The 24,206-nt window shown below is 68.6% G+C and carries 26 protein-coding genes; 9 read left to right on the top strand and 17 right to left on the bottom strand.

Annotated elements, in window-relative coordinates:
• Positions 1–15 precede the first annotated feature (15 nt).
• Genes pyrF through CPCC7001_RS13165 form a run of 3 tightly spaced genes read right to left on the bottom strand, consistent with a single transcriptional unit; the run spans position 16 to position 2,450 of the window.
• Positions 16–726, bottom strand: a complete 711-nt coding sequence (pyrF, locus tag CPCC7001_RS13175; protein WP_225867252.1) for an orotidine-5'-phosphate decarboxylase — start codon at positions 724–726, stop codon at positions 16–18.
• A 38-nt stretch (positions 727–764) separates the two neighbouring features.
• Positions 765–2,072: a tyrosine--tRNA ligase gene (gene tyrS, locus CPCC7001_RS13170; RefSeq protein ID WP_043370167.1), complete on the bottom strand. Its 1,308-nt coding sequence runs from the start codon at positions 2,070–2,072 to the stop codon at positions 765–767.
• 54 nt (positions 2,073–2,126) lie between these two features.
• On the bottom strand, positions 2,127–2,450 hold the full coding sequence (locus CPCC7001_RS13165) for a DUF1825 family protein (RefSeq protein ID WP_006911025.1): 324 nt from the start codon (positions 2,448–2,450) through the stop codon (positions 2,127–2,129).
• Between the two features lie 329 nt (positions 2,451–2,779).
• Here CPCC7001_RS13165 and CPCC7001_RS13160 point away from each other — a divergent pair, with 329 nt between their 5' ends.
• From CPCC7001_RS13160 to CPCC7001_RS13140, 5 genes are read left to right on the top strand one after another with little or no spacing between them, the layout of a single operon-like run.
• Positions 2,780–3,481: a response regulator transcription factor gene (locus tag CPCC7001_RS13160; RefSeq protein ID WP_043369146.1), complete on the top strand. Its 702-nt coding sequence runs from the start codon at positions 2,780–2,782 to the stop codon at positions 3,479–3,481.
• Between the two features lie 45 nt (positions 3,482–3,526).
• Complete coding sequence (locus CPCC7001_RS13155) at positions 3,527–4,231, top strand: hypothetical protein (protein ID WP_006909960.1); 705 nt, start codon at positions 3,527–3,529, stop codon at positions 4,229–4,231.
• Between the two features lie 3 nt (positions 4,232–4,234).
• Positions 4,235–4,819 carry a hypothetical protein gene (locus CPCC7001_RS13150; RefSeq protein ID WP_006910752.1) on the top strand — a complete coding sequence of 195 codons (585 nt, stop codon included), beginning with the start codon at positions 4,235–4,237 and terminating at the stop codon, positions 4,817–4,819.
• 34 nt (positions 4,820–4,853) lie between these two features.
• Positions 4,854–6,404, top strand: coding sequence for a leucyl aminopeptidase (locus CPCC7001_RS13145; protein WP_006909891.1), 1,551 nt, complete (start codon positions 4,854–4,856; stop codon positions 6,402–6,404).
• 31 nt (positions 6,405–6,435) lie between these two features.
• Positions 6,436–6,690, top strand: a complete 255-nt coding sequence (locus tag CPCC7001_RS13140; RefSeq protein ID WP_006910567.1) for a hypothetical protein — start codon at positions 6,436–6,438, stop codon at positions 6,688–6,690.
• Positions 6,691–6,725: 35 nt separating this feature from the next.
• Here CPCC7001_RS13140 and CPCC7001_RS13135 read toward each other — a convergent pair whose 3' ends face one another.
• The 9 genes from CPCC7001_RS13135 to CPCC7001_RS13095 all read right to left on the bottom strand — a co-directional run bounded on the left by CPCC7001_RS13135 (position 6,726) and on the right by CPCC7001_RS13095 (position 15,183).
• Positions 6,726–6,935 (bottom strand): hypothetical protein, encoded by a 210-nt coding sequence (locus CPCC7001_RS13135; RefSeq protein WP_006909604.1) that lies wholly within the window; start codon positions 6,933–6,935, stop codon positions 6,726–6,728.
• Between the two features lie 137 nt (positions 6,936–7,072).
• A complete protein-coding gene (msrA, locus tag CPCC7001_RS13130; RefSeq protein WP_006910545.1) occupies positions 7,073–7,675 on the bottom strand; it encodes a peptide-methionine (S)-S-oxide reductase MsrA in 603 nt (200 codons plus the stop codon).
• A gap of 110 nt (positions 7,676–7,785) precedes the next feature.
• Positions 7,786–8,991 (bottom strand): lipid-A-disaccharide synthase, encoded by a 1,206-nt coding sequence (gene lpxB, locus CPCC7001_RS13125; protein ID WP_006910352.1) that lies wholly within the window; start codon positions 8,989–8,991, stop codon positions 7,786–7,788.
• Positions 8,991–9,797 (bottom strand): acyl-ACP--UDP-N-acetylglucosamine O-acyltransferase, encoded by an 807-nt coding sequence (gene lpxA / locus CPCC7001_RS13120; protein WP_006911223.1) that lies wholly within the window; start codon positions 9,795–9,797, stop codon positions 8,991–8,993. The genes lpxB and lpxA overlap by 1 nt, the downstream gene beginning before the upstream one ends.
• Positions 9,797–10,225 carry a 3-hydroxyacyl-ACP dehydratase FabZ gene (gene fabZ, locus CPCC7001_RS13115; RefSeq protein WP_006909895.1) on the bottom strand — a complete coding sequence of 143 codons (429 nt, stop codon included), beginning with the start codon at positions 10,223–10,225 and terminating at the stop codon, positions 9,797–9,799. Before fabZ ends, lpxA begins: the two co-directional genes overlap by 1 nt.
• Before the next feature lie 65 nt (positions 10,226–10,290).
• Positions 10,291–11,154, bottom strand: a complete 864-nt coding sequence (gene lpxC, locus CPCC7001_RS13110; RefSeq protein WP_006911485.1) for a UDP-3-O-acyl-N-acetylglucosamine deacetylase — start codon at positions 11,152–11,154, stop codon at positions 10,291–10,293.
• Positions 11,154–13,415 (bottom strand): outer membrane protein assembly factor, encoded by a 2,262-nt coding sequence (locus tag CPCC7001_RS13105; RefSeq protein ID WP_006911069.1) that lies wholly within the window; start codon positions 13,413–13,415, stop codon positions 11,154–11,156. Before CPCC7001_RS13105 ends, lpxC begins: the two co-directional genes overlap by 1 nt.
• Positions 13,416–13,459: 44 nt before the next feature.
• The gene (purC, locus tag CPCC7001_RS13100) at positions 13,460–14,227 is read right to left on the bottom strand and encodes a phosphoribosylaminoimidazolesuccinocarboxamide synthase (RefSeq protein WP_006909865.1); all 768 of its coding nucleotides are present in this window, start codon (positions 14,225–14,227) and stop codon (positions 13,460–13,462) included.
• Positions 14,224–15,183 (bottom strand): hypothetical protein, encoded by a 960-nt coding sequence (locus tag CPCC7001_RS13095; protein ID WP_006911726.1) that lies wholly within the window; start codon positions 15,181–15,183, stop codon positions 14,224–14,226. Before CPCC7001_RS13095 ends, purC begins: the two co-directional genes overlap by 4 nt.
• Positions 15,184–15,373: 190 nt before the next feature.
• Here CPCC7001_RS13095 and purD point away from each other — a divergent pair, with 190 nt between their 5' ends.
• Positions 15,374–16,672: a phosphoribosylamine--glycine ligase gene (gene purD, locus CPCC7001_RS13090; protein WP_043369142.1), complete on the top strand. Its 1,299-nt coding sequence runs from the start codon at positions 15,374–15,376 to the stop codon at positions 16,670–16,672.
• On the top strand, positions 16,669–18,711 hold the full coding sequence (locus tag CPCC7001_RS13085) for an ATP-binding protein (protein ID WP_006911150.1): 2,043 nt from the start codon (positions 16,669–16,671) through the stop codon (positions 18,709–18,711). Before purD ends, CPCC7001_RS13085 begins: the two co-directional genes overlap by 4 nt.
• 11 nt (positions 18,712–18,722) lie before the next feature.
• Here the strand turns inward: CPCC7001_RS13085 and kaiC are convergent, their stop codons facing one another.
• From kaiC to CPCC7001_RS13070, 3 genes are read right to left on the bottom strand one after another with little or no spacing between them, the layout of a single operon-like run.
• Positions 18,723–20,261, bottom strand: coding sequence for a circadian clock protein KaiC (gene kaiC, locus CPCC7001_RS13080; protein WP_006909204.1), 1,539 nt, complete (start codon positions 20,259–20,261; stop codon positions 18,723–18,725).
• 45 nt (positions 20,262–20,306) lie between these two features.
• Positions 20,307–20,717 carry a circadian clock protein KaiB gene (kaiB, locus tag CPCC7001_RS13075; RefSeq protein ID WP_006910069.1) on the bottom strand — a complete coding sequence of 137 codons (411 nt, stop codon included), beginning with the start codon at positions 20,715–20,717 and terminating at the stop codon, positions 20,307–20,309.
• A 19-nt stretch (positions 20,718–20,736) separates the two neighbouring features.
• Entirely contained in the window at positions 20,737–21,639 is a 903-nt protein-coding gene (locus CPCC7001_RS13070) for a circadian clock protein KaiA (protein WP_006909510.1), read from the bottom strand.
• Between the two features lie 176 nt (positions 21,640–21,815).
• Between CPCC7001_RS13070 and rplU the strand changes: the two genes are divergently transcribed.
• Positions 21,816–22,214: a 50S ribosomal protein L21 gene (rplU, locus tag CPCC7001_RS13065; protein WP_006911335.1), complete on the top strand. Its 399-nt coding sequence runs from the start codon at positions 21,816–21,818 to the stop codon at positions 22,212–22,214.
• A gap of 49 nt (positions 22,215–22,263) precedes the next feature.
• The gene (gene rpmA, locus CPCC7001_RS13060) at positions 22,264–22,527 is read left to right on the top strand and encodes a 50S ribosomal protein L27 (RefSeq protein ID WP_006910207.1); all 264 of its coding nucleotides are present in this window, start codon (positions 22,264–22,266) and stop codon (positions 22,525–22,527) included.
• Between the two features lie 142 nt (positions 22,528–22,669).
• Here rpmA and CPCC7001_RS13055 read toward each other — a convergent pair whose 3' ends face one another.
• Positions 22,670–23,431: a bifunctional 2-polyprenyl-6-hydroxyphenol methylase/3-demethylubiquinol 3-O-methyltransferase UbiG gene (locus tag CPCC7001_RS13055; protein ID WP_006910372.1), complete on the bottom strand. Its 762-nt coding sequence runs from the start codon at positions 23,429–23,431 to the stop codon at positions 22,670–22,672.
• Between the two features lie 49 nt (positions 23,432–23,480).
• Positions 23,481–24,182: a queuosine precursor transporter gene (locus tag CPCC7001_RS13050; RefSeq protein ID WP_006911699.1), complete on the bottom strand. Its 702-nt coding sequence runs from the start codon at positions 24,180–24,182 to the stop codon at positions 23,481–23,483.
• Positions 24,183–24,206 lie beyond the last annotated feature (24 nt).

Below are 24,206 nucleotides of genomic sequence, written 5' to 3'. Positions count from 1 at the left end.
GGCCGGGTACCTCCTTCAGCCCAGCTCGGCGCAGCAGGCCGCGAAGGCCTCCGCCGGATCGGGCGCCGCCGTGATCGGCCGGCCCACCACCAGCTGGCTCGCCCCGGCGGCCAGGGCCTGGCCGGGAGTCATGGTGCGCCGCTGGTCGCCGCTGGCGACGCCGGCCGGCCGGATCCCCGGGGTCACCAGCCGGAACGGCTCGGGATGGGCCTGGCGCAGGAGCGCCACCTCCAGCGGTGAGCAGACGGCACCTCCGATTCCCGCTTCCGCCGCCAGGGCGGCGAGGCGGGGCACATGCCGCTCCACCGGTTCCTGCACAGCCAGTTCCGCCTGGAAGCGGTGGGGATCCCAGCTGGTGAGCACGGTCACGGCCAGCAGGCATGGGCAGGGGAGTCCAGCCTCCGCAGCCCCCTGGTCGGCGGCGGCCTGGGCGGCCGCCAGGGCCTCGCTGCCGGCCGCGGCATGCACGGTGATCAACTGGGCACCGAGGGCTGCCGCCCGGCGGCAGGCCCCGGCCATGGTGGCCGGGATGTCGTGGAACTTCAGATCGAGGAACACCTGCAGGCCCGCCTCGCGCAGCCGGAGCACCACGGAGGGGCCTGCGTTGACGAACAGCTCCAGGCCCACCTTCACCCAGCGCAGGTCGGGGATGGCCGCCACCAGCCGCCCCGCTCGGTCGGGCTCCATGCCGTCGAGGGCCAGGATGAGGCGATCGGCGCTATCCAAGGCCCCCGGCACCGGCGCAGCTGAGCGCACCCTAGGTGTCACCCCCCGACCAGACGGCGAAAGGTCTTCTTACCCAGCTGAATCACCTTGCCCTCCAGGTCGGCGGCCGAGGCGAAAGTCTGGTTCGGGTCCACCAGCTTCACTCCGTCCAGCCGCACCCCGCCCCCCTGGATCTGGCGGCGGGCTTCGCTGCTGCTGCCACAGAGACCGAGGGCACTGAGCAGGTAGAACGCCCGGGCCGGGAAGTTCACCGCCGCCAGGGAGGCCTCCGGCACCGCCGCCGCCGCTGCGTGCTGCCCGGCGGCGGCGCCCACCAGCGTGGCCGCATCCCGCTGGGCCTGGTCGGCGGCGCTGGCGCCATGGCGCTGGCGGGTGATGTCGAGGGCCATCGCCTTCTGGCGCTCGCGGGGATTGGGGGGCAGGGCACGCAGATCGAGATCCGTCAGCAGCGTCAGATAGGTGTCCACCACCGCATCAGGCACCTTCTCCAGCTTCGAATACATCGAGAGGGGATCCTCACGCAGCCCCACGGTGTTGCCGAGGCTCTTGCTCATCTTCTGCACCCCATCGAGGCCCGGCAGGATCGGCAGCAGCAGGCCGAACTGGGGCCGCTGGCCGAAATGCCGCTGCAGGTCGCGGCCCATGGCCACGTTGAACTTCTGGTCGGTGCCACCCAGTTCCACATCCGCCTGGATCGCCACCGAGTCGTAGCCCTGCAGCAGCGGGTAGAGAAACTCATGCAGGGAGATGGGCGTGCCGGAGCCGTAGCGTTTCGAGAAATCGTCCTTGGCCAGCATCTGCCCCACCGTGGAGGTGCCCAGCAGCTCGATCACCTGCGGCAGGGCCAGGCCCGCCAGCCACTCGCTGTTGCGGCGCACCTCGAGCCTTCCAGGGGTTTCGAAGTCGAGCAGGGACTGATCCCTCGACTGCCCCAGGCCCAGTTGCAGCAGATAGGTTTCGGCGTTGGCCTCCACCTCGGCGGCGCTCAGCTGCACCCGGGTGGAGCTCTTGCCGGTGGGGTCGCCGATGCGGGCGGTGAAGTCGCCGATGATCAGCACGGCCGTGTGGCCGGCATCCTGGAAGGCCCGCAGCTTGCGGAACAGCAGGGAATGGCCGAGGTGGATGTCGGCGCCGGTGGGATCGATGCCCAGCTTCACCCGCAGCGGGCGGTCGTTCCTGCTGGCTTCCGCCAGCCGGGCCGCCAGGGCGGAATCGCCAGGGTCGGCGACGCCCATAACCTCCTGCCCGGCGGACTCACTCTCCAGCGGCGGGGGGTCGGCGTCGGGGAACAGATCGGCGATGCCGCGCTCCAGCCAGGCCGGAAGATTCGCTCTGCCCTCTGCCATCGGCATGCCCTGCTCAGCGGCGGATCGTAGGCAGGGGAGGGCCGACGGCCCCGTTCAGGGCTGGGCTTCCAGCTGCCCCTTCATGCGCTCCAGGGTCTGCTCCATCTGGGCGAACATCGTTTCGGGGGTGAGGCCGAACTGTCCGAGCTGGGTGCGCAGCTGCTCGATGGTGAGCTTGGCCTGGAAGTCCTCGGAGAGTTCGAAGCGTTTCATGAACACGCGGTAGCGCTCCATCATTTCCTCCATGCGCTCGATGTAGAGCTTCTTCCCCTCCCGATCGAACTTGCCGTAGTCGCTGCCGAGCTGCATCAGCTGCTGATAGTCCAGGAACAGCCGTTTGGCTTCGTCCTGCACGATCTCGGAATCGAAGAAGGCCATCAGCAGGCGACCACCACAAGACTGCACAGGATCAATTGTGAGCGGCCGCTCACGGCTGCGGGAGTGCGGATTGGCGTAATCGGGGCGTGATCAGGGCGTCATCAGGGCGTCCTTGGAGCGCGGTCAGAGCGGGTGAACCGGCGGCGGATCAGCCATTGGATCAGCCATTGCACGGGGCCGGCCCAGGGAACCATGCCAGCCATGGCGTCCGGCACGGTTGGCCCTGCGGATCCGGGGGTGCGGTCATCCGCGGCGATCGCAGCCACCATGGGCGCAGTGGCCTGGGCGGCAGTTCCGGGCCTTCGCCTCCGGTTCTGCGCCCAGCCACCGTGAACTACACCCCCCTGCTGACGGCGCTCCGGGATCGGGGCCGCCAGACCGCCGCCCTGCTGAAGAACCGGCGGATGGTGCTCTGCCTCGGCAACCGGGTGAGTCTGGGGGCCTTCCTGGCCGGTTCCCTGGCCCAGGATGCGGTGGTGGGAGCCGCCACGACGGCGAGCGAGGGGCTGGAGCTGGTGGAGCGCCTCTCGCCGGATCTGCTGGTGGTGAGCGACGCGCTGGAGCAGGGCAACGGCATCGACCTGCTGCTGACCTTGAAGGCCCGACGCCCGCAGCTGGCCACGGTGCTGCTGGTGAGCCGCGAGCAGCGCTGGCATCGGCTGCAGGAGGCGGTGGCGGCCGGCTGCGAGAGTCTGGTGGCCGAATCCCGTTTCGGCCAGGGCTGCGGGCTGGCCGCCGTGCAGGCCGTGTGCTGCGGTGGGGTCTACATCGACCAGACCCTGCGCACGGTGGTGCAGGGCATCCCCCAGAACCAGCGCCCCCTGGAGCCGCTCACGCCACGGGAGCTGGAGGTGCTGGCCCAGGTGGCCCGGGGCTGCAGCAACGTCGAGATCGCCGGCAGCCTCTACCTGAGCGTTGACACGGTAAAGACCCATCTGCAGAACGTTCTGCGCAAGCTGCCGGCCAGGGACCGGGCCCACGCCGCCGTGCTCGGGGTGTGCTGGGGGCTGATCGGCTGGCCCGACCCCTGAAGCTGCCGCTAGCTTCGGCCCCACGACCCCAGAGCGTTTCCACCCATGGCCCGACGCCACTGGCTGGACCCCCTGGCGCGGCAGCTGCTCGTGGCCACAGGGCAGATTCCACCCAGCCCGCGACCCGCCTCAGACAAGACCTTGGCGGACGGGAACGCCGCAGACGAGGCGGCGGCTCAGGAGGGCAGCACAGAAGAGGCCGTGGAGCTGGAGCTGCTGGCCCTCAAGCTGCGCCAGGACCCGCATCGGCCGCTCCTCGATGCCGTGGAGGTCCGGCGGGCGGCGGCCCTGGGCTGGCGGCTGGATGTGAACCGGGCCACCGCGGCCGACTGGGGGCGGCTGCCCGGCATCCAGGCCCAACAGGTGGACCTGCTGCTGCGTCTCCAGGCCGGCGGGATTCAGCTCAGCGGCCCGGACGATCTGCATGAGGCCCTCGAATGGCCGGCCGATCGGGTCGCCGCCTGGCTGCCGGTGCTGGAGTTCCGCTGGTACGGCGAAGCCCCCCCGGCGGCGGGGGCCTCGCCGATCGATGTGAACCGGGCGACGGGCACGGCCCTGGAGGCCCTGGGGCTCAGCCCGGACCAGCGCCTGCGCCTGCAGCGCGAGCGGGCCCGCCGCCCCTTCCGCGATCTGGCCGAGCTGCAGCAGCGCCTGCAGCTGCCGTCGTCCCTGGTGGAAGGCTGGATCGGCCGGGTGCGCTTCAGTGCAGGCCCCACCGGGCCCGTGCTGCCCCTGGCCAGGCGCAGCTGAGCGATGGCACGTCAGGGCGATCTGTTCGCGGCGGCGACCCCGCTCGGGGGCGCGGTTCCCGGGGAGTCGCTGCCGATCCAGCAGCACCAGCTGCAGGCCTGGCGGCTTCAGATCGCGGCCTTCCAGGCTCCGCTCTTCCAGCAGGCGGCGCCTGCCCTGGCCCAGCCCTCACTGTTCGGCGGAGAGCCCGTTGCTGCGCTGCCCGATCCGATGCGGCTGCAGCCGCAATCGCTGCAGTTCTGGCGCTGGCCCGAGCCGCCCCAGCGGGGGGCCGCCCTCTACTTCGTCACCGATGCGCCGGCGGATCTTCCCGCGCCGCTGCTGCTCTACGTGGGGGAAACCGGCCAGGCCGGACGGCGCTGGAAGGGGGATCACGACTGCAAGGGCTACCTGGCGGCCTACGGCGAAGCCCTGGCCAAGGCCGGGCTTCACGGGGTGCTCAGCATCCGGTTCGACCTCGATGTGCCCGCCGCGGTCCGCCCCCGCCGGGCCCTGGAACAGGCTCTGATCCGGCACTGGCAGCCACCGTTCAACAAGGAGACCCGCAGCCGCTGGGCCACCCCGTTCACGGCCGGATCCCAGTCCTGACCCTGGCTACGATCGGCGTTCCCAAGGCCGATCCATGGAGTTTCGCTGCATCCCTGACCCACTGAGCAGCCTGCTGAAAGGGATGGGTGAGGGGGCGGGAACCGAGGGAGCCCTTGGCGAAGGCCTTGCGCTGGATGCGCTGGTGGTGGGGCTGTTCGCCGCGGCCGAGGCTGCCCCGGCCATGCCTGAGGGCCTGGGCGAGGCGCTGGGTGCGGATCTGGCCGGCTGGCTGGAACGGCGCGGGTTCAAGGCCAAGGCGGGAGAGTGCGTCAGCCTGCAACGCTTTGGCCAGAGCCCCGGCACCGTGATTCTGGTGGGACTCGGAGAGGAAGCGTCCTACGGGCTTTCCAGCCTGCAGGAGGCCGCCGCCGCAGGGGCCCGTGCAGCCGCCGACAGCCGCGCCACGACGATGGGGCTGGCCATTCCCGCCGGTCCCCTGCCGCTGGAGGCCGCAGCCCAGGCCATCGCCGGAGCCGTGCGCCTCAGCCTCTATGAGGACCAGCGCTTCAAGAGCGAGCCCAAGCCCGGCCGGCAGCCCGAGCGGGTGGTCCTGGTGGGTCTGCCCGCCGACGCCGCGGCTGGCCTGAGCGCCATGGAGGCCACCTGCGCAGGGGTGGAACTGGCCCGCCAGCTGGTGGCCGCGCCCCCCAACGTGGCCACCCCCCAGCACCTGGCGGACACCGCCGGGGCCATCGCCAAGGACTTCGGCCTCAGCCTGCAGGTGCTGGAGCGGGCGGACTGCGAAGCCCTCGGCATGGGGGCCTACCTGGGGGTGGCCCAGGGGTCCGATCTGCCGCCCAAATTCATCCACCTCACCTACCGCCCGGAAGCCGGCGCCAGCCGGCGGGTGGTGCTGGTCGGGAAGGGACTCACCTTCGATTCCGGCGGCTACAACCTCAAGACCGCCGGCTCCCAGATCGAGATGATGAAGTACGACATGGGAGGCAGCGCAGCGGTGCTGGGGGCGGCTCGGGCGATCGCCCAGCTGAAACCCGCGGACGTGGAGGTGCACGTGATCGTGGCCAGCTGCGAAAACATGATCAGCGGCGGTGCGGTTCACCCCGGTGACATCCTCACCGCCTCGAACGGCAAGACGATCGAGATCAACAACACCGACGCGGAAGGGCGCCTCACCCTGGCCGATGCCCTTGTGTACGCCTGCCGGCTTGAGCCCGATGCGATCGTGGATCTGGCCACCCTCACCGGAGCCTGCGTGATCGCGCTGGGCGATGAGATGGCCGGCCTGTGGAGCAACCACGACGGCCTGTCGGGCGCCCTCGTCGAAGCGGGCGAGGCCAGCGGCGAGAGCCTGTGGCCGATGCCGCTGCGTTCCTCCTACAAGAAGGGCCTCAAGAGTGGCGTGGCCGACCTCAAGAACACCGGCCCCCGCCCGGGTGGCTCGATCACTGCAGCCCTGTTCCTCCAGGACTTCGTGAGTGGCGCCATCCCCTGGGCCCACATCGACATCGCCGGGACCGTCTGGACCGACAAGGGCCGCAGCCTGGACCCCTCCGGAGCCACCGGCTTCGGCGTGCGCACCCTGGTGGCCTGGGTGTGCGGCGGTGCTCCCCTGGAGGCCACCTAGGTTTGGGGGCCATGTCCGGAGGCTGGCCCCCATGGCCGTGAAGAAGATTCGCTGGTACGTGAAGGCTCAGCTCGGCGTGCTCCTTCTGCCGGCCGGCCTCTGTCTGTTCGGCGAAGCCGTGATTCGCCGGGGCATCCAGGTGCTGGCCGCCACCAGCCGGGTTGAAGGCATGACCGACCCCGGGCCATGGTTCTGGTACGGAACCCTGGGCCTGGTCCTGATCAACGCCGGCGTGGGGCTGATGGTGGAGAGCGGCCTGCTCCGGGGCTATCCGCGCCAGCCCTGAGGGGAGCCTCCGATGAGGACTCCCCAGGCCAAACCTCAGGCTGCGATCGGCCCGGATGCGGCCATCACAGCGGAGCCATGGGCGCCGCGCAGGGCCTGCGGCGACTCGAGGGCATGGATCTGCCAGCGGGCCCGCTCGCTGCAGAGGGGCAGCAGGCGATCGAGATCGTCAGCGGCCTGCTTCGGACTCTCGTAGGGGCCGATGTGGCGGGTCTGCAGGCCTTCGCGAATGGTCAGCAGATACATACAGGGCTCTGCTCGGCTGCGCGTCTCACGGTAAGGCGGATGCATCGGTCTGGGAACCTACCTTCATTTTCGGGGCGCTTGGTTCGCTCTGGACCACCGCCGGGAAAACTGCAGAATCTGCTCCGATTCCAGGGCCCTCACCAGGGCGCCGCGCTGCGGGCCGCAGCTCCCCACACCTGATCGAGGCGGCGATCGCGGCCGCAGGCCCAGCGGTAATAGCCGTAGTTCACCGGATGGCGCTCCGCGTAGTTCTGGTGGTCGTCCTCGGCTGGCCAGAACCGTTCGAGCGGCTGGATCACCACCTGCAGGGCCTCGGCGGGTTGCCGCAGAACCTGGGCCGCCGCCGCCAGGCTCGCTTCAGCCTGCTGGAGCTGCTCCGGCCCGCGGGGGAAGATCACCGGGCGGTAGGAGGATCCGCGGTCGCAGAACTGCCCGCTGCCATCGAAGGGATCAACGTTGCGCCAGTAGGCCCGTAGCAGCGTGGGGTAGGGCAGCAGCTCCGGATCGAAGCGCACCCGCACCGCCTCCTGGTGGCCGGTGCCACCGGCAGACACCTGCTCGTAGCGAGGGTTCTCCAGGTGGCCGCCGCTGTACCCGCTCATCACCTCCACCACCCCAGGCAGGGTCTCGAGGTCATGCTCCAGGCACCAGAAACAGCCGCCGGCGAACACGGCCTCCTGCGGGGCAACGGCCAGGGCCGGCCGTGGGGTGAGCACCACGCCCAGCAGCAGCCCCGCCAAGAGCAGCCACGCCAGCCAGACCCGCCAGCGCTGCGGGGGGCGACCAGGCGCCGGAGGAGCCGAGGCTGCGGGGGGCCGGCCCGGAGTGGCCGCATGGCCCGTGGCGTTCTTCATGGAGGCGGCTCCTGCACCGGCGGTTCCTGCACCTGGTTGAGGATCGCCGCGGCGGCCCGCTGGGTCACGCCGGGTGGTCCCAGGGCCTCCCGCAGACGGGCATAACCCTCGAGCATGGCCGTCTGGGCGGCGCTGCCGGGCTGCAGCAGCGGCAAGGCTTCCCGCACGATCGCCTCGGCGGTGAGGTCGGCCTGGAGCAGCTCCGGCACGAGCCGCTCACCCAGCACCAGGTTCACCGGCGAGATGTGGGGCACACTGAAGCGGAGGAGATGGCGGGCCACAAAGGCCGTGAGCCCACTCACCCGGTACACCACCACCTGGGGAACCCCCCGCAGCGCCAGTTCCAGGTTGACGGTGCCGGACTTGGCCAGGGCGAGGTCGGCGGCGGCGCAGAGGGCCGGCTTGAGCCGGTCGGCCTCGGCGGCCGGGATCACGAGGGCCCTCACACCGGCCTGATCCAGCTGGCGGCTGAGCGGGCCCTCGAACCCGGAGAGGCCGGCCGGCACCACCACCTGCAGGTCAGGACGGGCCCGCTGCAGGGCGGCGGCCGCCGCCACGATGTGGGGCAGCATGTAGCGCAGCTCCTGGCGGCGGGAGGCGGGCATTAGCAGCAGCACCGGAGCCCCCGGCTCGAGCCCCAGCTCGGCGCGGGCCTGGCGGCGCTGGGGCAGGTGCTCCACCGTGTCCACCAGCGGGTGGCCCACGTAGATCACGTTCGCCCCACGGGAGCCGTAGAAGCGGGCCTCCTCCTGGAAGATCGCCAGAATCTGGTTCGAGAAGCGGATCAGGTTGGTGCGTCCTTCGGCGCCGAACTTGAAGGCCCACTCCTGCGGAGCGATGTAGTACGTCACGGGCACCTGGGGGAACCGGCGCTTGAGCCGCAGGCCCAGGTTCACGTTGGGGCCCATGTAGTCGATCAGCACCACCCCATCGGGCGGTGCCAGGCGGAACCAGCGTTTCAGACGCCGCTGCAGGAGCAGGGTGGGCACCACGAATGGAATGGCCTCCAGCAGGCCGATCGCCCCCATGCGGGTGGTGTTGGCCAGCAGTTCGGCGCCCGCCCGTTCCATGCGTTCACCCCCCAGGGCCACCACCTGCAGAGCCAGCCCCCGTCGGCGGGCCTCCTCATGCAGGGCCTGCACCAGCAGAGCCCCCTGCAGATCGCCGGACACCTCACCGGTGCTGACCAGCAACCGGAGCATCAGCGGGCTCCTGGAATCGGGCCCCGCCGGGAGGGCTCCAGCGAGGCCTCCAGGAAGGCCACCAGCGTTTCGGCCGCCGCCGTGAGGGGAGCGGCCCGAAGCTGCAGCAGGGCCTCCGCCAGGGTGCGTCGCTGCCGGTAGAGCACGGTCCAGGCCTGTTTGAGGTCGGCATACTGACGCCCCCCATCCAGTTCGGTGAGCCCGCTGCGGCGCAGGCCGATGGTGTTGAGAGCCCGCACCCGGGAGGGATGGCCCTCCACGAGCGTGTACGGGGGCACATCCCGCTCGATCCGGCTCATGCCGCCCACCATGGCAAGGGTGCCGATCTGCACGAACTGGTGGATGCCCAGCACCCCGCCGACCACGGCCCGGTCACCGATCACCACATGGCCCGCCACCGCCACGCCGTTGGCGATCACGATGCGATCCCCCAGCTGGCAGTTGTGGCCCAGATGGCTGTAGGCCATCAGCAGATTGCCGTCGCCGATCCGCGTCTGCTGGCGGCCGGTGGTGGCGCGGTTGATGGTGACGCACTCGCGGATGGTGTTGTCGTCTCCGATCACCACCTCGGTGGGGTCCCCGGTGTACTTCAGATCCTGGGGCTCGAGGCCGATGCAGGCGCCCGGAAAGATCCGGTTGCCCCGTCCCATCCGCACCCTCCCGTCCAGCACCACATGGGGGCCGATCCGGCAGTGCTCGCCGATCGTCACCTCGGGCCCCACCACGGCATAGGGCCCCACCTGCACCCCGGCGGCCAGCTCAGCCCGCGGATCGACCACCGCCGTGGCATGGATGGTGGTGGCCATCAGTCCACCAGTGAGAACATCAGTTCACCGGAGCAGGCCAGTTCCCCGTCGACCGTGGCCTCGGCCGCCACCTTGCCGAAGCGCTTGCGCTTGAGGCTGATCAGCTCGCAGCTGATGCGCAGCTGGTCGCCCGGCACCACGGGGCGGCGGAAGCGCACGCCGTCGATGCCGGCAAAGACGAACAGCCCCTTGGGCAGATCGGGCATCTGGGTGACGATCAATCCCCCCACCTGGGCCATCGCCTCGACGATCAGCACCCCGGGCATGAGCGGGCGACCCGGGAAGTGCCCCTGGAAGTGGGGTTCGTTGAGGGTCACGTTCTTGATCGCCACCGCGCGCCTGCCGGGCTCATGCGCGATCACCCGGTCCACCAGCGCAAAAGGGTAGCGGTGGGGCAGCAGACCCTGGATCTGCTCCGCCTGGAGCACACAGGCCGGAGGGGCAGGCGGAGCGGAGGAATCGGGGCCGGAGGGTGCGATGGGAGGCAAGACGATCAAGCAGGGTGGGAGGCCGGGCAGGGCAGCTCCGCCAGGGCGGCAGCCAGGGCGATGTGAAGACCATGGGAGCCGCGGAAGGCAAACACCTGGGCCCTTGGCAGACCGACCAGTGCCAGGTCGCCCAACAGATCCAGGATTTTATGGCGCACCGGTTCATCGGCAAACCGCAGCGGTGGATTCAGCCACCGGTCGCCGTCGCAGACCAGGGCATTGTCGAGACATCCCCCCCGGATCAGGCCGGCGGCCCGCAGCTGATCCACCTGGGAGCGCAGGCCGAAGGTGCGGGCCGGGGCGATCTCGGCCACGAACGTGGCCGGAGTGAGCGCCAGCGACAGCATCTGCCTGCCGATCGCCGCATCGCTGAAGTCGATCGCGGCTCCCAGGCGCAGGCCGGAACCGGGCAGGGCCGTGACGAATCCGTCCCCCTGGTGCAGCGTGAGCGGCGCCTGCGGTGCCGGTGCGGCCACTGGAGAGGAGAGGGCCTCCAGGCCCGCTTCGGCGATGGCCTCCACCCAGGGCAGGGCGGAACCATCCAGCAGGGGAATCTCCTCCCCCTCCACCAGCAGAACCGCCTGGCTCACCCCCGTGCCCGCCAGGGCCGCCAGCAGGTGCTCCACGGTGGACACGTGACGGCCACCCAGCTGGAGCGCCGTGCACAGGGTGGTGCTGTGCACGGCGGCCGGGGTGAGGCGCACCAGCGGCAGGGAAGGTTGATCGAGCCAGCCGAGCCAGTAGCCCGGCCGCTCCGAGGGCTCGAGACGCACCCGCCCGGTGCTGCCGCTGTGCAGCCCCACGCCGCTGCGGTCCACGGCGGAGGCCAGAGTCCAGGCCTGAGAGTAATCAGCTGGCCAGGGCCCCACTAGAACTTCCAGCCCACACCGAGATTGAAGCGCCAGTTGTCGGTGAAATCCTCGGTGGCGACCTCCAGCCGCAGCGGGCCCACCGGCGTGGTGACGATCAGGCCGATCCCCGGGGAGAAGCCCTCGCCCTTCTTGCCCAGCAGACCACCCGGATTGCCGGGGATGTCGCCCTGGGTGCCGAACGTGGTGCCGGCATCGAAGAACACCGAGCCGCTCACGATGCTGAACAGGGGGAAGCGGTATTCCGCCGTGAATTCCCCGAAGACCTTGCCCACGCCCAGATCGCAGTCGGCATAGCCGCGCACGGAGTTGCCGCCACCCAGGCAGAAGGCCTCGTAAGGAGGAATCTCGTCACCGATCAGAGCCCCGCCCGACACCTGGAAGGCCAGCGCCTGCTTGCAGTCGCGCGTCTCGCCCGGCTTGGGCCGGCAGCCCTTGTAGATCTTCAGCCAGTCCACCGGGATGTAGTGGGTGAAGGTCGAGCGCACCCGGTTGAAAGTGGGCGAGTCGTTGCCCACGGAGAGGAACTGCTCGGAGCCGATGCTGAAGAAGTTGCCGCGGGTGGGGTTGCGGGGGTCGTCCAGGCTGCTGTAGGTGGCCCCCACCCGGAAGCTGAGCAGCTGGTTCTCGGAGGCGCAGTTGAACGCGAGACAGATCACGTTCTCGCTGGGCACCCTGACGGGCTGGCGGTCGTCGTTATCCACACCAACCACGGCCTGGGAATATTTCGTGCCCGAGAAGTTCATGGGGGTCACCTCCTGGCCGCCGAAGGCGAGGATGAGGTTCCACGGCGCCTTCTTGTAGGGGTCGCCGCCATTGAGGGGACGCACGAACTGCACGTTGGCGCCGATGCGCTGAATCGCGACCGAATCGAAGTTGGTGCGCACCTCCGAGAAGGGGCCCGAGGTGTTCACCGGACTGTTGGTGACCACGTCGAAGTCGGCCCCGTCGAAGTCCTTGCCGTTGAAGGTGGTCTCGGTGTTCTCGCTCTGGAAGATCTGGGGCACCTCCCGGCTGAAGAACACGCGGGTCCGGAAGGAGGTGCGGAAGCGGTCCCCCTTGATCCAGGGATCGGTGAAGGTGATGTCACCCAGGCCACCGAACTGGCCGTAGGAGAAGTTGGTGCCCAGGCTCCAGGCACGGCCGAGCAGGTTGCTTTCCTGCAGCTGAATCTGACCGAACACGCCCTGGTTCTGGCTGTAGCCCACACCGCCGGACACCGAGCCGGTGGACTGCTCCACCATGCCGAGCACGATCACCACCTGCCCCGGTTCGGCCGGCACGGGACGGAGGGTCACCTTGACATCGCCGAACAGACCCGTTCCGTAGAGGCGGCGGATGTCCTCCTCCAGCTTGCGGCGGTTGAAGACATCACCGGGCTTCATCGAGATCTCCCGGGTCACCACCCATGGCTTGCTCTTGCCGCGGATCGGCTCGCCCTTGTCGTTGGTGGCGGATCCCTCCTTGTCGAGGAACTGCACCTCGACACCGTTGACGATCCCCTCCCGCACCAGCAGTTCCACGGTGCCGTCAGGGCTCACCCGGCTGGGGCCGGTGACGCGGGCCAGAGAGTAGCCCTCGTCCGCATACCAGCGCTGCAGCTCCTGCATGCGTGTCTGCAGGGTGTTGAGGTTGAGCGTCTTCTCGTAATCGGGCGCGAAGGTATCGGTGACCACCTGCTCGGGCACCTTGAGGTCCGCCGGCTCGAGGCTCACCTGGCGGAGCACCGGGTTGGGAACCACCGCCACGATCAGCCGAACGCCCAGGGGGCCATCCACGGGCTGGATCCGCACATCGGAGAACCAGCCGGTGGCGTAAACCGCCGAGAGATCGGTCTGCAGCTCGCTGCGGGTCACCCGGGTGCCGGGCCGCACCGCCATGGCGTCATAGGCGGCCAGCTCGAGACGTTCCTGCTCGGGATGGCCGTCCAGTCCCTCGACCACGATCTCGGCGATCTGCACTCTGGGCTCCTCGGGAGCCGCCGATTCCTCCGGAGCAGAGAAGGCGCCGGGGTCGGGGGTGGCTTCCGGCGCGGGGGTGGGGAAGGCTTCAGAGCCCGGCGCGGGGGCATCAGCAGGCTCGGATGGCTCCTCGGACGGCTCCGCAGGATCAGGCTGCTCCACAGGGGCAGGCTGATCGGCCGGAGGGGATTCCGCGGACGGATCGGGAGCAGGGGACTCCTGCGCCAGAGCAGGAGCGCCGGCCAGGAGAGCTACGCCCAGCAGTGGCCACACACCCTTCAAGCCGAGCGAACCCACCATGCCTGTGACGAATGGGGCGGATGAACCGCCAATGTGCGGTGACCTTACCGGTAGATCAAGGGTTCGGGACACACCCCTTGGAGCCGTTTGAGAACCTGCCCATAGGCTTCGACGACTCCTCCGAGGTCCTGCCGGAAGCGATCCTTGTCCAGGATCCGTTCGTTGACATCCTCGACGGCCCGATCCCACAGCCGGCAGGTGTCGGGGCTGATTTCATCGGCCACCACCAGCTGCCCGTCCGCCGTGTAGCCCAGTTCGATCTTGAAATCCACCAGGATCAGCCCCACCCGATCGAACACCTTCACCAGGGCCGTGTTCACCTCCCGCGCCAGGCGCTCCACGTCTGCGCGCTCCTCCGCGGTCAGCAGCGCGAGGCGCTCCAACCTGGCTTCGGTCAGCAGGGGATCTCCCAGGCCGTCGTCCTTGTAGTAGAGATCGAGCAGCGGGGGCTCCAGAGGGGTGCCCGCATGGATCGGCATCTGCCGGCACAGCGATCCGGCGGCGCGATTGCGGATCACCACCTCGATGGGAATGATTCGCACCGGCCGCACGAGCATCCAGTTGCCGCCGTGCTCTGCTTCCGCCAGGCCCCGGTAGTGGGTGGGAATGTCCTGGCTCGCCAGCTGCTCGAACAGCAGGGCGGAGATCTGGCAGTTGTGCCAGCCCTTGCCGCTCAGCTGGGCCTTCTTGAGCGCATTGAAGGCCGTGGCGTCGTCCTTGAACTCCACGGCCACCAGATCGGGACGGTCGGTGGCGTGGACCCGCTTGGCCTTGCCTTCATGCAGGAGGGAAGCGAGGGCGTAGGCGCTCATGGCTGGGTGCTGGGGTCAGGGGTGGTGGCATGGCCACCGGGATCGCGGGGCGAGCGCAGCTGGCGTTCGAGCTCAGCGGCCCGCTCGGGATCCACGCCGAAGCGGCGCTGCAGGAGCCATTCACCGTAGGCATCGTCGATGCGGCCACTGAGCCGCAGCCGCCGCCGCAGGGCCTGCGCCGCCGCGGGCGACAGGCTGGATCCCGGTCCGGCCGCCACGGCCGCCAGCTGCTGATCCAGCAGGGCAGCCACCAGTCCCCAGGCACCACTGGCGGCCGCCTGATCCAGCGCTTGCTCCAGCAGGGCCTCTCGTGTGGAGGCGTCCAGGCCCTCGGCCAGGGCGACCGCCCGAGCCCAGCGGCGGGCCTGCGGCTCTCCGGGCGTGCGGCCTGCCAGGAGCACCTCGGCGGCCTCGTCGTTGCGCCCCAGGCTCTCGAGGTGGTCGGCCAGCTGATCCAGCGCCGGGCGGGTGAACGCAACTCCGGACTGGCCGGACTGGCGCGGCAGCGCGATCGACTCCAGGCGGGCCAGGTCGCCGGCCGCCATCCAGCGCAGGGCGCGGGCGGCCCGTTCGTGGTCCTGCCCGGCATCGGCCGCCCGCCACTGCAGCAGCAGCCAGGCCTGCCGGTCGGGGCCCGGGGCCGGGCTGTGGCGCGCCAGCACCGCCAGGGCAGCATCGGGAGCCTCACACACCAACAGGGCCTCGGCCGTGGCGAGCACCGCCTCGGTGCTGCTGGGACCGGCGGGGCGCTGAGCCAGCAGCTCGTCCTGGAGCAGCTGGAGCTGGCCGGTGTCCCCGGCGGCCCGCGCCGCCCGGCAGCGCCGCTCCACGCTCTCCGGATCCGGCCGCAGCCCGATCGGCGCCGCCGTGGCATGGCCGAGGGCGGCCGCCCAGGTGGTGGCCGCAACGGCAGCCAGTGCAACCCTCCAGGGATGGGCGGCCCGCAGCGGCGTCATGACGTGGTTGCAGGGAAACGGGCTCCCATGGACAGGGCAGGCGTGAAGGAAGATTGGCGGGGCAAACCGCTGCTGGGTCGAGCGCCGGGGCGAGCATCGGCCGGCACCATCTTGGTTCAAGCTCAACCGAGGCGGCACTCCCGGTCCGGGCACTGCCACGCCCCCGTCCCCTTCCACCCGTCCTGTTCCGATGGAGCCAGAGGTCTCACGCCAAGCCCGCCACATCCTCGTGGTGGGCTCCGGTGGCAGGGAAAACGCCCTGGGCTGGGCCCTGGCCCGCAGCACCGGCGTGACCCAGGTGTGGGTGACACCCGGCAACGGCGGCACGGCTGATCTGCCCGGCTGCCTGCAGCTGGCGGTGAGCGACAGCGACCCGGAGGGCCTGCTCCAGGTGTGCCGCGAGCTCGCCATCGATCTGGTGGTGGTGGGACCGGAGGCCCCTCTGGCGGCGGGGCTGGCGGACCGGCTGCGCCAGGCAGGCCTGGCGGTGTTCGGGCCGGGGGCCGATGGGGCCCGCCTCGAGGCCAGCAAGCAGTGGGCCAAGGCCCTGATGCAGGAGGCCGGGGTGCCGACGGCGGGCTTCTGGCCGGCCGACAGCCTCAGCCGGGCCCTCGCGATCCTGGAGGAGCAGGGCCGGCCGCTGGTGGTGAAGGCCGATGGTCTGGCCGCCGGCAAGGGGGTCACGGTGGCGGAGACCCTCGAGGAGGCCCGCCATGCCGTCGAGGAGATCTTCGCCGGCCGCTTCGGGGGCGGCGCCTCCCTGGTGCTGGAGGAGCGCACCCACGGCCCGGAGGTGTCGGTGTTCGCCCTCACCGATGGCAAGCGCCTGGTGCTCCTGCCCCCCGCCCAGGACCACAAGCGCATCGGCGAGGGGGACACCGGGCCGAACACCGGCGGCATGGGGGCCTACGCGCCTGCGCCCCTGCTGGATGAGGAGGCTCTCGATCGCGTGCGGCGGGACGTGCTCGAACCCACCCTGCGGGCCCTGCAGAGCCGTGGCATCGACTACCGCGGCGTGCTGTACGCCGGGCTGATGCTCACCGACGCCGGCCCGAGCGTGATCGAGTTCAACTGCCGCTTCGGCGACCCGGAGTGCGAGACCCTGATGCCGCTGCTCGGTCCGGAACTGGCGGCCGTGCTGCTCGCCTGCGCCCAGGGCCGGCTCGATGCCGCACCCCCGCTCAGCATCCGCCAGGGCTGCAGTGCCTGCGTGATCGCCGCCGCCGAGGGCTATCCCGGCACGATCCGGCAGGGTGACGTGCTCCAGGGGGTGCAGCCCCCCGCCCCGGACCTGCAGATGTTCCACGCCGGTACCCGCCGCGAGGCGGACGGCAGCTGCGTCAGCAGCGGCGGACGGGTGCTGGCGGTGGTGGCCCAGGCCGAGGATTTCGATGCCGCCTTCGATCGGGTCTATACCGGGCTGGAGCAGGTGCAGTTCCGCGGCATGACCTACCGGCGTGACATCGGCCACCAGGTGCGGACGCGATGAGTGAGCACCCATACGGCTCCGGCACCCTGGCAGCCTGGCGCCGGGCCCTGGACCGCTGGTGGGCGGAATTCAGCCTCCAGACCAAGCTGCTGGCGGTGGCCACCCTGGTGGTGAGCCTGTTGATGACGGGCATCACCTTCTTCGCGCTCAACGGGATCCAGCGGGATGCCCGCATGAGCGACACCCGCTACGCACGGGATCTGGGCCTGCTGCTCTCCGCCAACGTCACTCCCCTGGTGGCGGAAGGGAACGACAGGGAACTGGCCTCGGTGGCGGAACGGTTCTGGCGCTCCAGCCGCAGCCTCCGCTACATCTTCTTCGCCGATCCCGATGGGGTGATCTATCTGGGCATTCCGATCGGCGGCACCTCCGGGAGCAGCGAGCTGCTGCTCAGCCGCCGCCTGGAACTGCCGCCAGACATCCAGAAGCGTCCGGACAATCCCCTGATCCGTCATCACCTCACCCCCGACGGACAGGTGACGGACGTGTTCGTGCCGATGGTGAGTGAGGGCCGCTACTTCGGCGTGCTCGCCCTCGGCATCAATCCCAACGAAACCCTGCTGGCCAGTGCCGCCCTCACCCGGGAGGTGACCGTGGCCGTGTTCATCTCGATCTGGGTGCTGGTGATCCTGGGGGCCGTGTTCAACGCCCTCACCATCACCCAGCCGGTGAAGGAACTGCTGCGTGGCGTGCGCCAGGTGGCCGGCGGCAACTTCGGCGCCCGCATCGCCCTGCCGATCGGCGGGGAGCTGGGGGAACTGCTCGAAGGCTTCAACGCCATGACGGCCGAGCTGGAGGTCTACAAGGCCGCCAACATCGAGGAGCTCACCGCCGCCCAGGTGAAGCAGGAATCCCTGATCGCCACCATGGCCGATGGGGCCGTTCTGCTCGACGCCAATGGCGCCATCGTGCTGGCCAACCCCACGGCGCGCCGGTTGTTCCGCTGGGAGGGCCGCAAGCTGGAGGGCCAGGAGCTGATCACCGAGCTGCCGGAGCGGCTGGCGATTGAACTCCACTCCGCCCTGGAAAACGTGATGATCGGCCAGCAGGAGGCGGCCGATGTGCGCTGCAACGTCGGCGAGCCGCCCCGCACCCTGCGCATCGTTCTGCAACCCGTACGGGATGCCAGCGGCGAATCCCTCAAGGGGATCGCCATGACCGTTCAGGACCTCACGCGGGAGGTGGAACTCAATGCGGCCCAGAGCCGCTTCATCAGCAACGTGTCCCACGAGTTGCGCACGCCGCTGTTCAACATCAAGAGCTACGTGGAAACGCTCCACGACCTGGGCGATCAACTCTCCGAGGAGGAGAAGAAGGAATTCCTGGGCATCGCCAATGCGGAAACCGACCGGCTCACCCGGCTGGTCAACGATGTGCTCGACCTGTCCCGACTGGAATCAGACCGTGCCTGGAGCTTTGAACCGCTCGAGGTGGGCCCCGCCATCGAACAGACACTCCGCACCTACCGGCTCAATGCCGAGGACAAGGGGGTGAAGCTGCTGTTCGAGTCCGAGGAACCGCTGCCGCGCGTGCTCGCCAACTGGGATCTGCTGCTCCAGGTGTTCGACAATCTGGTGGGCAATGCCCTCAAGTTCACAGCGGAAGGGGGTCAGATCGTGCTGCGGGCCTATCCCTGGCCAGACCGCTGCCTGATCGATCCCGATGCCCTGCCCAGCGGGGATCTGCCCCACTGCGATCTCACCTCCCCACTGCCACGGCTGAGGATCGAGATCGGCGACAGCGGCTGCGGCATCTCGGAAGCCGATCAGGACCGGATCTTCGAACGGTTTTTCCGCGTGGAGAACGCCGTGCACTTCGAAGCGGGCACCGGGCTCGGTCTTTCGATCGTGCGCGGCATTCTCGACAAGCACGGCACCCAGATCCGGATGGTCAGCGAGCCGGGCATCGGCACGAGCTTCTGGTTCGAGCTTCCCCTGGAGGACTCCGACCAGGATGAGCTGCGACTGACGGCGGAACGGCGGGCGGATGCGGCCGAACGGGCCACCCAGGCCATGGCCGAAGCCGCTCTACCTGGCTGAGCCAAGGGCGCTCAGCGGTCGTCCGACACGCCGCGCACGATGCGGGAAAGCTCGCTGCGCTCGTCGGTGGTGACCCGATGGGGAACGCCGCTGATGATGCGCTCGAAGTTGGAGAAGGAATCCTTGATCTCCGGGCCGTTGCCCGTGATCACGAACTCACGGATGCCTTTGTCATGCCAGGAGCCCCGCATCTTGAACACATTCAAGGCACGGGCCATTTCCCCACGGATCTCCACATACTGCAGCAGAAGGATCGTGTCGGTGATCGTGGAGATGTGGGAGTCAGTGATCGAGTGACTGCCCATGAACTCCTCTGAGGTGTTGGTGAAGAAACCGGCGATCTCCTCCTGCTTGGCATAGCCGGTCACCCCGATCACGAACTGCCGGAAGGCGTTGTGGCTCACCCCTCGGGCCAGGGCACTCAGGGAATCGATGGCCATCCGGGAGGGCTTGAACTGGCTGATCTCCGTCTTGATGATCTGAAGGTGATCTTCCAACCCGGTGGACTCCGGATAGGCACAGATGATCTTGAGCAAGCCATCCTGCTCCATCTGCTCGAAGTCGATGCCCCAGCTGGTTGCGTTGCGCAGCAACTGGGCCCGGGATTCCTCGTAGGCGAACAGAATGGCCCGCTGCTTGCTGCGACAGGCGTCTTCCACGAACTTCGAGACCAGCAGGGTCTTGCCGGTGCCGGTGGCACCCGTGGCCAGGATGATGGAGTCCTTGAAGAAACCGCCGCCGCACATCTCGTCGAGCTTGGGCACACCCGAACTGATCCGGATGTTGGAGGAGCGCTGGGTGAGCCGCATGGCTCCCAGGGGGAACACACTCATCCCATGGCTTCCCATCGTGAAGGGGAACTCGCCCTTCATGTGGGTCGTGCCCCGCAGCTTGAGGATTTCCACCGTGCGGCGCCTGCGCTCGCCCTCCAGAACGTTGCGCAGGATCACAACATTATCGGACACGAACTCCTCCACGCCATAGCGCGCAACAGGCCCGTATTCATCAATGCGCTCGGTGGTCATCACAGTGGTGACGCCGATTTCCTTCAGTCTGGCGATCAGCCGGAAGATCTCGCGGCGCACCACGGAAACGGCGTCGTACTGCTGAAAGACGGCCGTGATCGAATCGATCGCCACCCGGCGTGCCTTGTACTTGCGGATGGCGTAATTGATTCGCTCGATCAAGCCGGACAGATCAAAGCTCCCGGCCACATCCTGCCCGTCCGGATCGGGAGAGGCATCCAGAATGAACAGCTTGTCCTGCTCCAGCATCTCCTGGAGATTCCAGCCAAAGCTGGCGGCATTGCGGAGGATGTCCAGGGGAGACTCTTCGAAGGTCACGAAGATCCCAGGCTCTTTGTACTGGCGAATGCCGTTGTAGAGGAAGTTCAACGACAACACCGTCTTGCCGGTTCCCGAGGTGCCACTGATCAGGGTGGAACGGCCGATCGGAAGCCCCCCGTGGCACACATCATCAAAGCCCTCGATGCCCGTGGGCAGTTTCTGCACCTGCATCAAGGGAGTATCGGGGGAACTGGGTTGCTGCATCGCCGTGGAACGAGAGGAGAACGGTGAAGAATTCAGGCGCAGGGCTCAGGCTGGAGGGTTGAGCCCATCCACCGAACGGGCTCCCTCCGAAGGAACGGCGGGAAGGCTGGCATCGGGCTCTGAGGCCGGAGATGCCAGAGGGAGAGCATCGAAGCCCTCATCATCAGTGAGTTCGTCGTAGAGAAGATCGAGGCCGATCAGCACCCGCTCACGATCACTCAGATCACCGATGATGCGCCGCACGGGAGGCGGAAGGATCTTGGTCAGCGTGGGGGTGGCGAGGATCTTATCCTCCTCCGCCAACTGGGGATTCACAAGCACATCGATCACCTTGAGAGCATAGACACCCTTGAATTCCATTTCCAGAATATTGCGCAAGGTCTTGAGCGCACGCATGGAATTGGGCGTATTTCCAGCCACATAAAGCTTCAGGATGTAGGTTTTTCGTGGTGACATAAGACTGAGAAGAATGGATTCAAGTTGATGCGGAAAAGCGAATCAATGGCACGTCGGGAGGTATGGAGCGCCGATACATCTCACACAGGTGGGCCATCACATCCAGCAACGCCAGGCGGTAGTCCTGCAGGAAGTCCGTCTTGTGGCCCTCCAGACGTAGCCGATCGGAAAAGGAGTCGATCAGATCCATGTGGATCTGAACCGTGGTGGTGATCGAAAGATCGCTGAAGAAGGCAGTGTTCACAAAGCTCTCCAGGGCCTGGTTGGCTGCGGATGGATTGCGGAAGTAATTGAGCAGGAGATCGCGATAACTCCTCTCCAGTGAGCGCCTGAGTTCGTTCTGCTCCGTGAGCGGCAGGTTGCGCAGGAAGCGGGAGGGATCGCGCTTGTAGAACACCCCCAGCAGACCGAGCCGCTCCCTGAGGCGGTCATCGAGCCGCCAGGGCATGGGCACGGGGGCACCGGTCTCCCCTGCCTCGCCAGCTTCGCGTCCGGCGGCCGCGTCGCCGGACGCCGGCCCCGCCTCGGCGGCCTCCTCACCATCGGCCGGGTTCATCACCCCCCGGCGCAGAAACCGGGACAGGGCCGCATCGAGGCTGTAGGGCAGCTGCTCGAGCTGGTCGGGGGGCAGGCGCACCTCCGCCTCGTGCACGGTCACCTCCCCCGTGACCGCGCCGATCACCACGGCTGGCAGCACCAGCCCCCGCTGGTTCAGGCCGGCGAACACGCTGGGATCCACGCTGCCCTCCTCGATGAGCAGGGCATCGAAGTCCTCCCGCAGCCGCTCGAGGGCAGCCACCGGGTCGTCACTGGGATCGACCCGCACGAGGGCATACCTCCCACCCGCCAGCCAGCGGGCGACGGCGGCCTGGAGTGCGGGGTCATGGACGAGAGAGGCAACGGTGAGAACCGATTCGGGCATGGAACAGCCCCGCCGGCGTGGACAGCCCGACGGAAACGTGCCCCAATGTTGACGAAAGGCAGCTCGAAATCGGAGGATTTGGCATTGTCTTTCGATTGTGAGCCAGGCGTAATCGGTGATCTGCAGACCTTCGGGTCCGCATCTCGAAACCACCAGCCTGTCCACGCACCACCGCCATGACCCCGACCACTACCGCTGCCAGCGGCACCGGCGCCGCCCCTGCCGCGGCCACTCCTCCCGCCGCTCCCTACGCCATCGTGGAGGCCTCAGGCCAGCAGTTCTGGCTGCAGCCCAACCGGTACTACGACCTGGACCGGATCGGGGCCGAGGTGGACGAGACCGTGACCCTGGAGAACGTGCTGCTCGTCAACGACGGCAAGGCCACCACCCTGGGCCAGCCCTACGTGAGCGGCGCCAGCGTGGAGCTCAAGGTCATGGCCCACCGCCGCGGGCCCAAGATCATTGTCTACAAGATGCGCCCGAAGAAGAAGACACGCCGCAAGAACGGTCACCGTCAGGAGCTCACCCGCGTGATGGTGCAGTCCATCACCGTGGCCGGCAAGCCTCTGGCCTGAGGCTGCTTCAGTCCCTTCCGCATTCCCCCTCTCCTTCAACCTCCGAACCATGGCCCACAAGAAAGGCACAGGCTCCACCCGCAACGGCCGCGACTCCAACGCCAAGCGCCTGGGTGTCAAGGCCTACGGCGGCGAGGCCGTGAACGCCGGCTCGATCCTGGTGCGCCAGCGCGGCACCTCCGTGCTTCCCGGCGTGAACGTGGGGCGCGGCTCCGATGACACCCTTTTCGCCCTGGTGGACGGCGTGGTGAGCTTCGACTCGATCAAGCGTGGCCTGCGCAACCGCAAGCGCATCAACGTGGCCCTGGGCTGAGCTGGCCATCGGCTGACAGGGCCCCAGGCCCCTGACAGCTCGGACGGCATCGACTCAGACGGCACCGAGTCAGACGGCACCAAGTCAGCCGGCATCGAGCCCCTCCCCGCAGCCGCTGTCGGGAGGGGCTTTGCCTTGGGCCTCAGGCCAGGCGATAGGCGCGAGTGGTGATCAGGAAGGGGTGAAACACCTCCAGAAACCTGGCGTGGAGCGTGCGGAAGAAACGCTCCACCAGCACCGGGTCATCCACATGGAAGGGGTACTCGCCCCGGTGCCCCTTGAAGAAATACCAGTTGAGCAGGGCCGTGCCAGCGGGGGCGAGGCGCTGGGCGAACTGCTCGAGCTGACCTGCGGGATCGGGCAGGTGCTCCAGAACATCCAGGCACACCAGGGTGTCGAAGCGCTCGGGCAGCTGGCGATCCTCCAGGTCGCGATGGCAGGAGAGCTTGTCGGCCAGGCCCAGGCGGGCCGCCCGGGCCCACACACAGCCGCGGTTGTGGGGGTTGAGATCCACGAACCACACCCGCTCCACCTGCGGCAGCGCCGCGGCCGCCAGGGCATGGCTGCCGATGCCGCCACCGAAATCGAGCACCTGGCCATGGGCGAAGCTCTGCTGCAGCCGCAGGGTGTCGGCGATGTACTCGGCACTGCCCAGATGCCAGGCGGCCAGCTCGAGCAGATGGGCCGTGCCCACCATGTCCTCATAGAAGCGACCGGCCTGCTCCAGCTCGAAGACCCCGGGGTGGAGCGCCGCCAGTTCGGCGGTGCTGGAGGGCAAGCGCCGCTCCAGTTCGGCCAGGTCGATGGCGAGGTAGTCGGCCAGGTGCTGCCGGAGATCGAAACCATCCGCCAGGAAATGGTCCACGTCGAGGATTCCCTGCCTGGGTTCTGCTGCCGTGACCACTGACCGTCCGAATCGTTCGGGCCAAACCTAGGGCGTGCCAGAGGAGAGCTCAGCCGAGCTCACTGCCCGGACCCGGCACCTCCAGCCACTGCCGCAGCCAGCCGGTGAGGGCATAGAAGGGCAGGGTGTCCACCAGGGCGGCCAGGGCCTTGAACAGGTAGCCGCTGGCGATGTAGCTGGCCAGCTGGGGCAGCACCGCCTCCCCGGGGCGGATGGGCAGCAGGTGGTTGGCGTAGTGGCTCACCAGCACCACGGCGGTGGTGTCCACCAGCTGACTCACCAGGGTGGAGCCGTTGTTCCGAAGCCAGAGGGCCTTGCCGCCGCTGAACCGCTTCCAGAAATGGAAGAGCCGCACGTCGGTGAACTGGGCGGCGAGGTAGGCCAGCATCGAGGCTCCCACCGCGCCGAAGGCGAGCCGCTGCACCTCGAAGAAGGTGGCCTCCGGCGCTCCCGCCAACCCCGGCAGCGCTCCACCCAGCCAGAGCACCAGCACCACCCAGCCGTTCAGCGCCAGTCCCACCCAGACCAGCTGGCTCGCCTTCTCCTCCCCCCAGATCTCGCTGATCAGGTCGGTGCACAGGAATGTGACGGGGTAGGGCAGGGCCCCCACGGCCACGACGATCGGCCAGGAACCGATGGCCCCCAGCTGCAGGAAGCGGGTGAGCCCCAGGATGTTCAGCATGGCCATGCTGCCCAGGAACAGGCCCGCCAGCACCAGAAACGCCAGATCGCGACGCTGCTGCAGGGTCATCGGGGCGGAACATGGGACGCTTCC

It is taken from the genome of Cyanobium sp. PCC 7001 (assembly GCF_000155635.1).
Taxonomy (GTDB): domain Bacteria; phylum Cyanobacteriota; class Cyanobacteriia; order PCC-6307; family Cyanobiaceae; genus NIES-981.
This window is presented reverse-complemented; position numbering and strand designations above follow the sequence as displayed.

What these genes read in the sequence shown, in the direction of transcription:
- tyrS (WP_043370167.1), bottom strand. Translation starts at nt 2,072, where the DNA reads ATGGCAGAGGGCAGAGCGAATCTTCCGGCCTGGCTGGAGCGCGGCATC.
- CPCC7001_RS13165 (WP_006911025.1), bottom strand. Translation starts at nt 2,450, where the DNA reads ATGGCCTTCTTCGATTCCGAGATCGTGCAGGACGAAGCCAAACGGCTG.
- CPCC7001_RS13155 (WP_006909960.1), top strand. Translation starts at nt 3,527, where the DNA reads ATGGCCCGACGCCACTGGCTGGACCCCCTGGCGCGGCAGCTGCTCGTG.
- CPCC7001_RS13150 (WP_006910752.1), top strand. Translation starts at nt 4,235, where the DNA reads ATGGCACGTCAGGGCGATCTGTTCGCGGCGGCGACCCCGCTCGGGGGC.
- CPCC7001_RS13145 (WP_006909891.1), top strand. Translation starts at nt 4,854, where the DNA reads ATGGAGTTTCGCTGCATCCCTGACCCACTGAGCAGCCTGCTGAAAGGG.
- CPCC7001_RS13140 (WP_006910567.1), top strand. Translation starts at nt 6,436, where the DNA reads ATGGCCGTGAAGAAGATTCGCTGGTACGTGAAGGCTCAGCTCGGCGTG.
- CPCC7001_RS13135 (WP_006909604.1), bottom strand. Translation starts at nt 6,935, where the DNA reads ATGTATCTGCTGACCATTCGCGAAGGCCTGCAGACCCGCCACATCGGC.
- lpxB (WP_006910352.1), bottom strand. Translation starts at nt 8,991, where the DNA reads ATGCTCCGGTTGCTGGTCAGCACCGGTGAGGTGTCCGGCGATCTGCAG.
- lpxA (WP_006911223.1), bottom strand. Translation starts at nt 9,797, where the DNA reads ATGGCCACCACCATCCATGCCACGGCGGTGGTCGATCCGCGGGCTGAG.
- CPCC7001_RS13105 (WP_006911069.1), bottom strand. Translation starts at nt 13,415, where the DNA reads ATGGTGGGTTCGCTCGGCTTGAAGGGTGTGTGGCCACTGCTGGGCGTA.
- purC (WP_006909865.1), bottom strand. Translation starts at nt 14,227, where the DNA reads ATGAGCGCCTACGCCCTCGCTTCCCTCCTGCATGAAGGCAAGGCCAAG.
- CPCC7001_RS13095 (WP_006911726.1), bottom strand. Translation starts at nt 15,183, where the DNA reads ATGACGCCGCTGCGGGCCGCCCATCCCTGGAGGGTTGCACTGGCTGCC.
- purD (WP_043369142.1), top strand. Translation starts at nt 15,374, where the DNA reads ATGGAGCCAGAGGTCTCACGCCAAGCCCGCCACATCCTCGTGGTGGGC.
- CPCC7001_RS13085 (WP_006911150.1), top strand. Translation starts at nt 16,669, where the DNA reads ATGAGTGAGCACCCATACGGCTCCGGCACCCTGGCAGCCTGGCGCCGG.
- kaiC (WP_006909204.1), bottom strand. Translation starts at nt 20,261, where the DNA reads ATGCAGCAACCCAGTTCCCCCGATACTCCCTTGATGCAGGTGCAGAAA.
- kaiB (WP_006910069.1), bottom strand. Translation starts at nt 20,717, where the DNA reads ATGTCACCACGAAAAACCTACATCCTGAAGCTTTATGTGGCTGGAAAT.
- CPCC7001_RS13070 (WP_006909510.1), bottom strand. Translation starts at nt 21,639, where the DNA reads ATGCCCGAATCGGTTCTCACCGTTGCCTCTCTCGTCCATGACCCCGCA.
- rplU (WP_006911335.1), top strand. Translation starts at nt 21,816, where the DNA reads ATGACCCCGACCACTACCGCTGCCAGCGGCACCGGCGCCGCCCCTGCC.
- rpmA (WP_006910207.1), top strand. Translation starts at nt 22,264, where the DNA reads ATGGCCCACAAGAAAGGCACAGGCTCCACCCGCAACGGCCGCGACTCC.
- CPCC7001_RS13050 (WP_006911699.1), bottom strand. Translation starts at nt 24,182, where the DNA reads ATGACCCTGCAGCAGCGTCGCGATCTGGCGTTTCTGGTGCTGGCGGGC.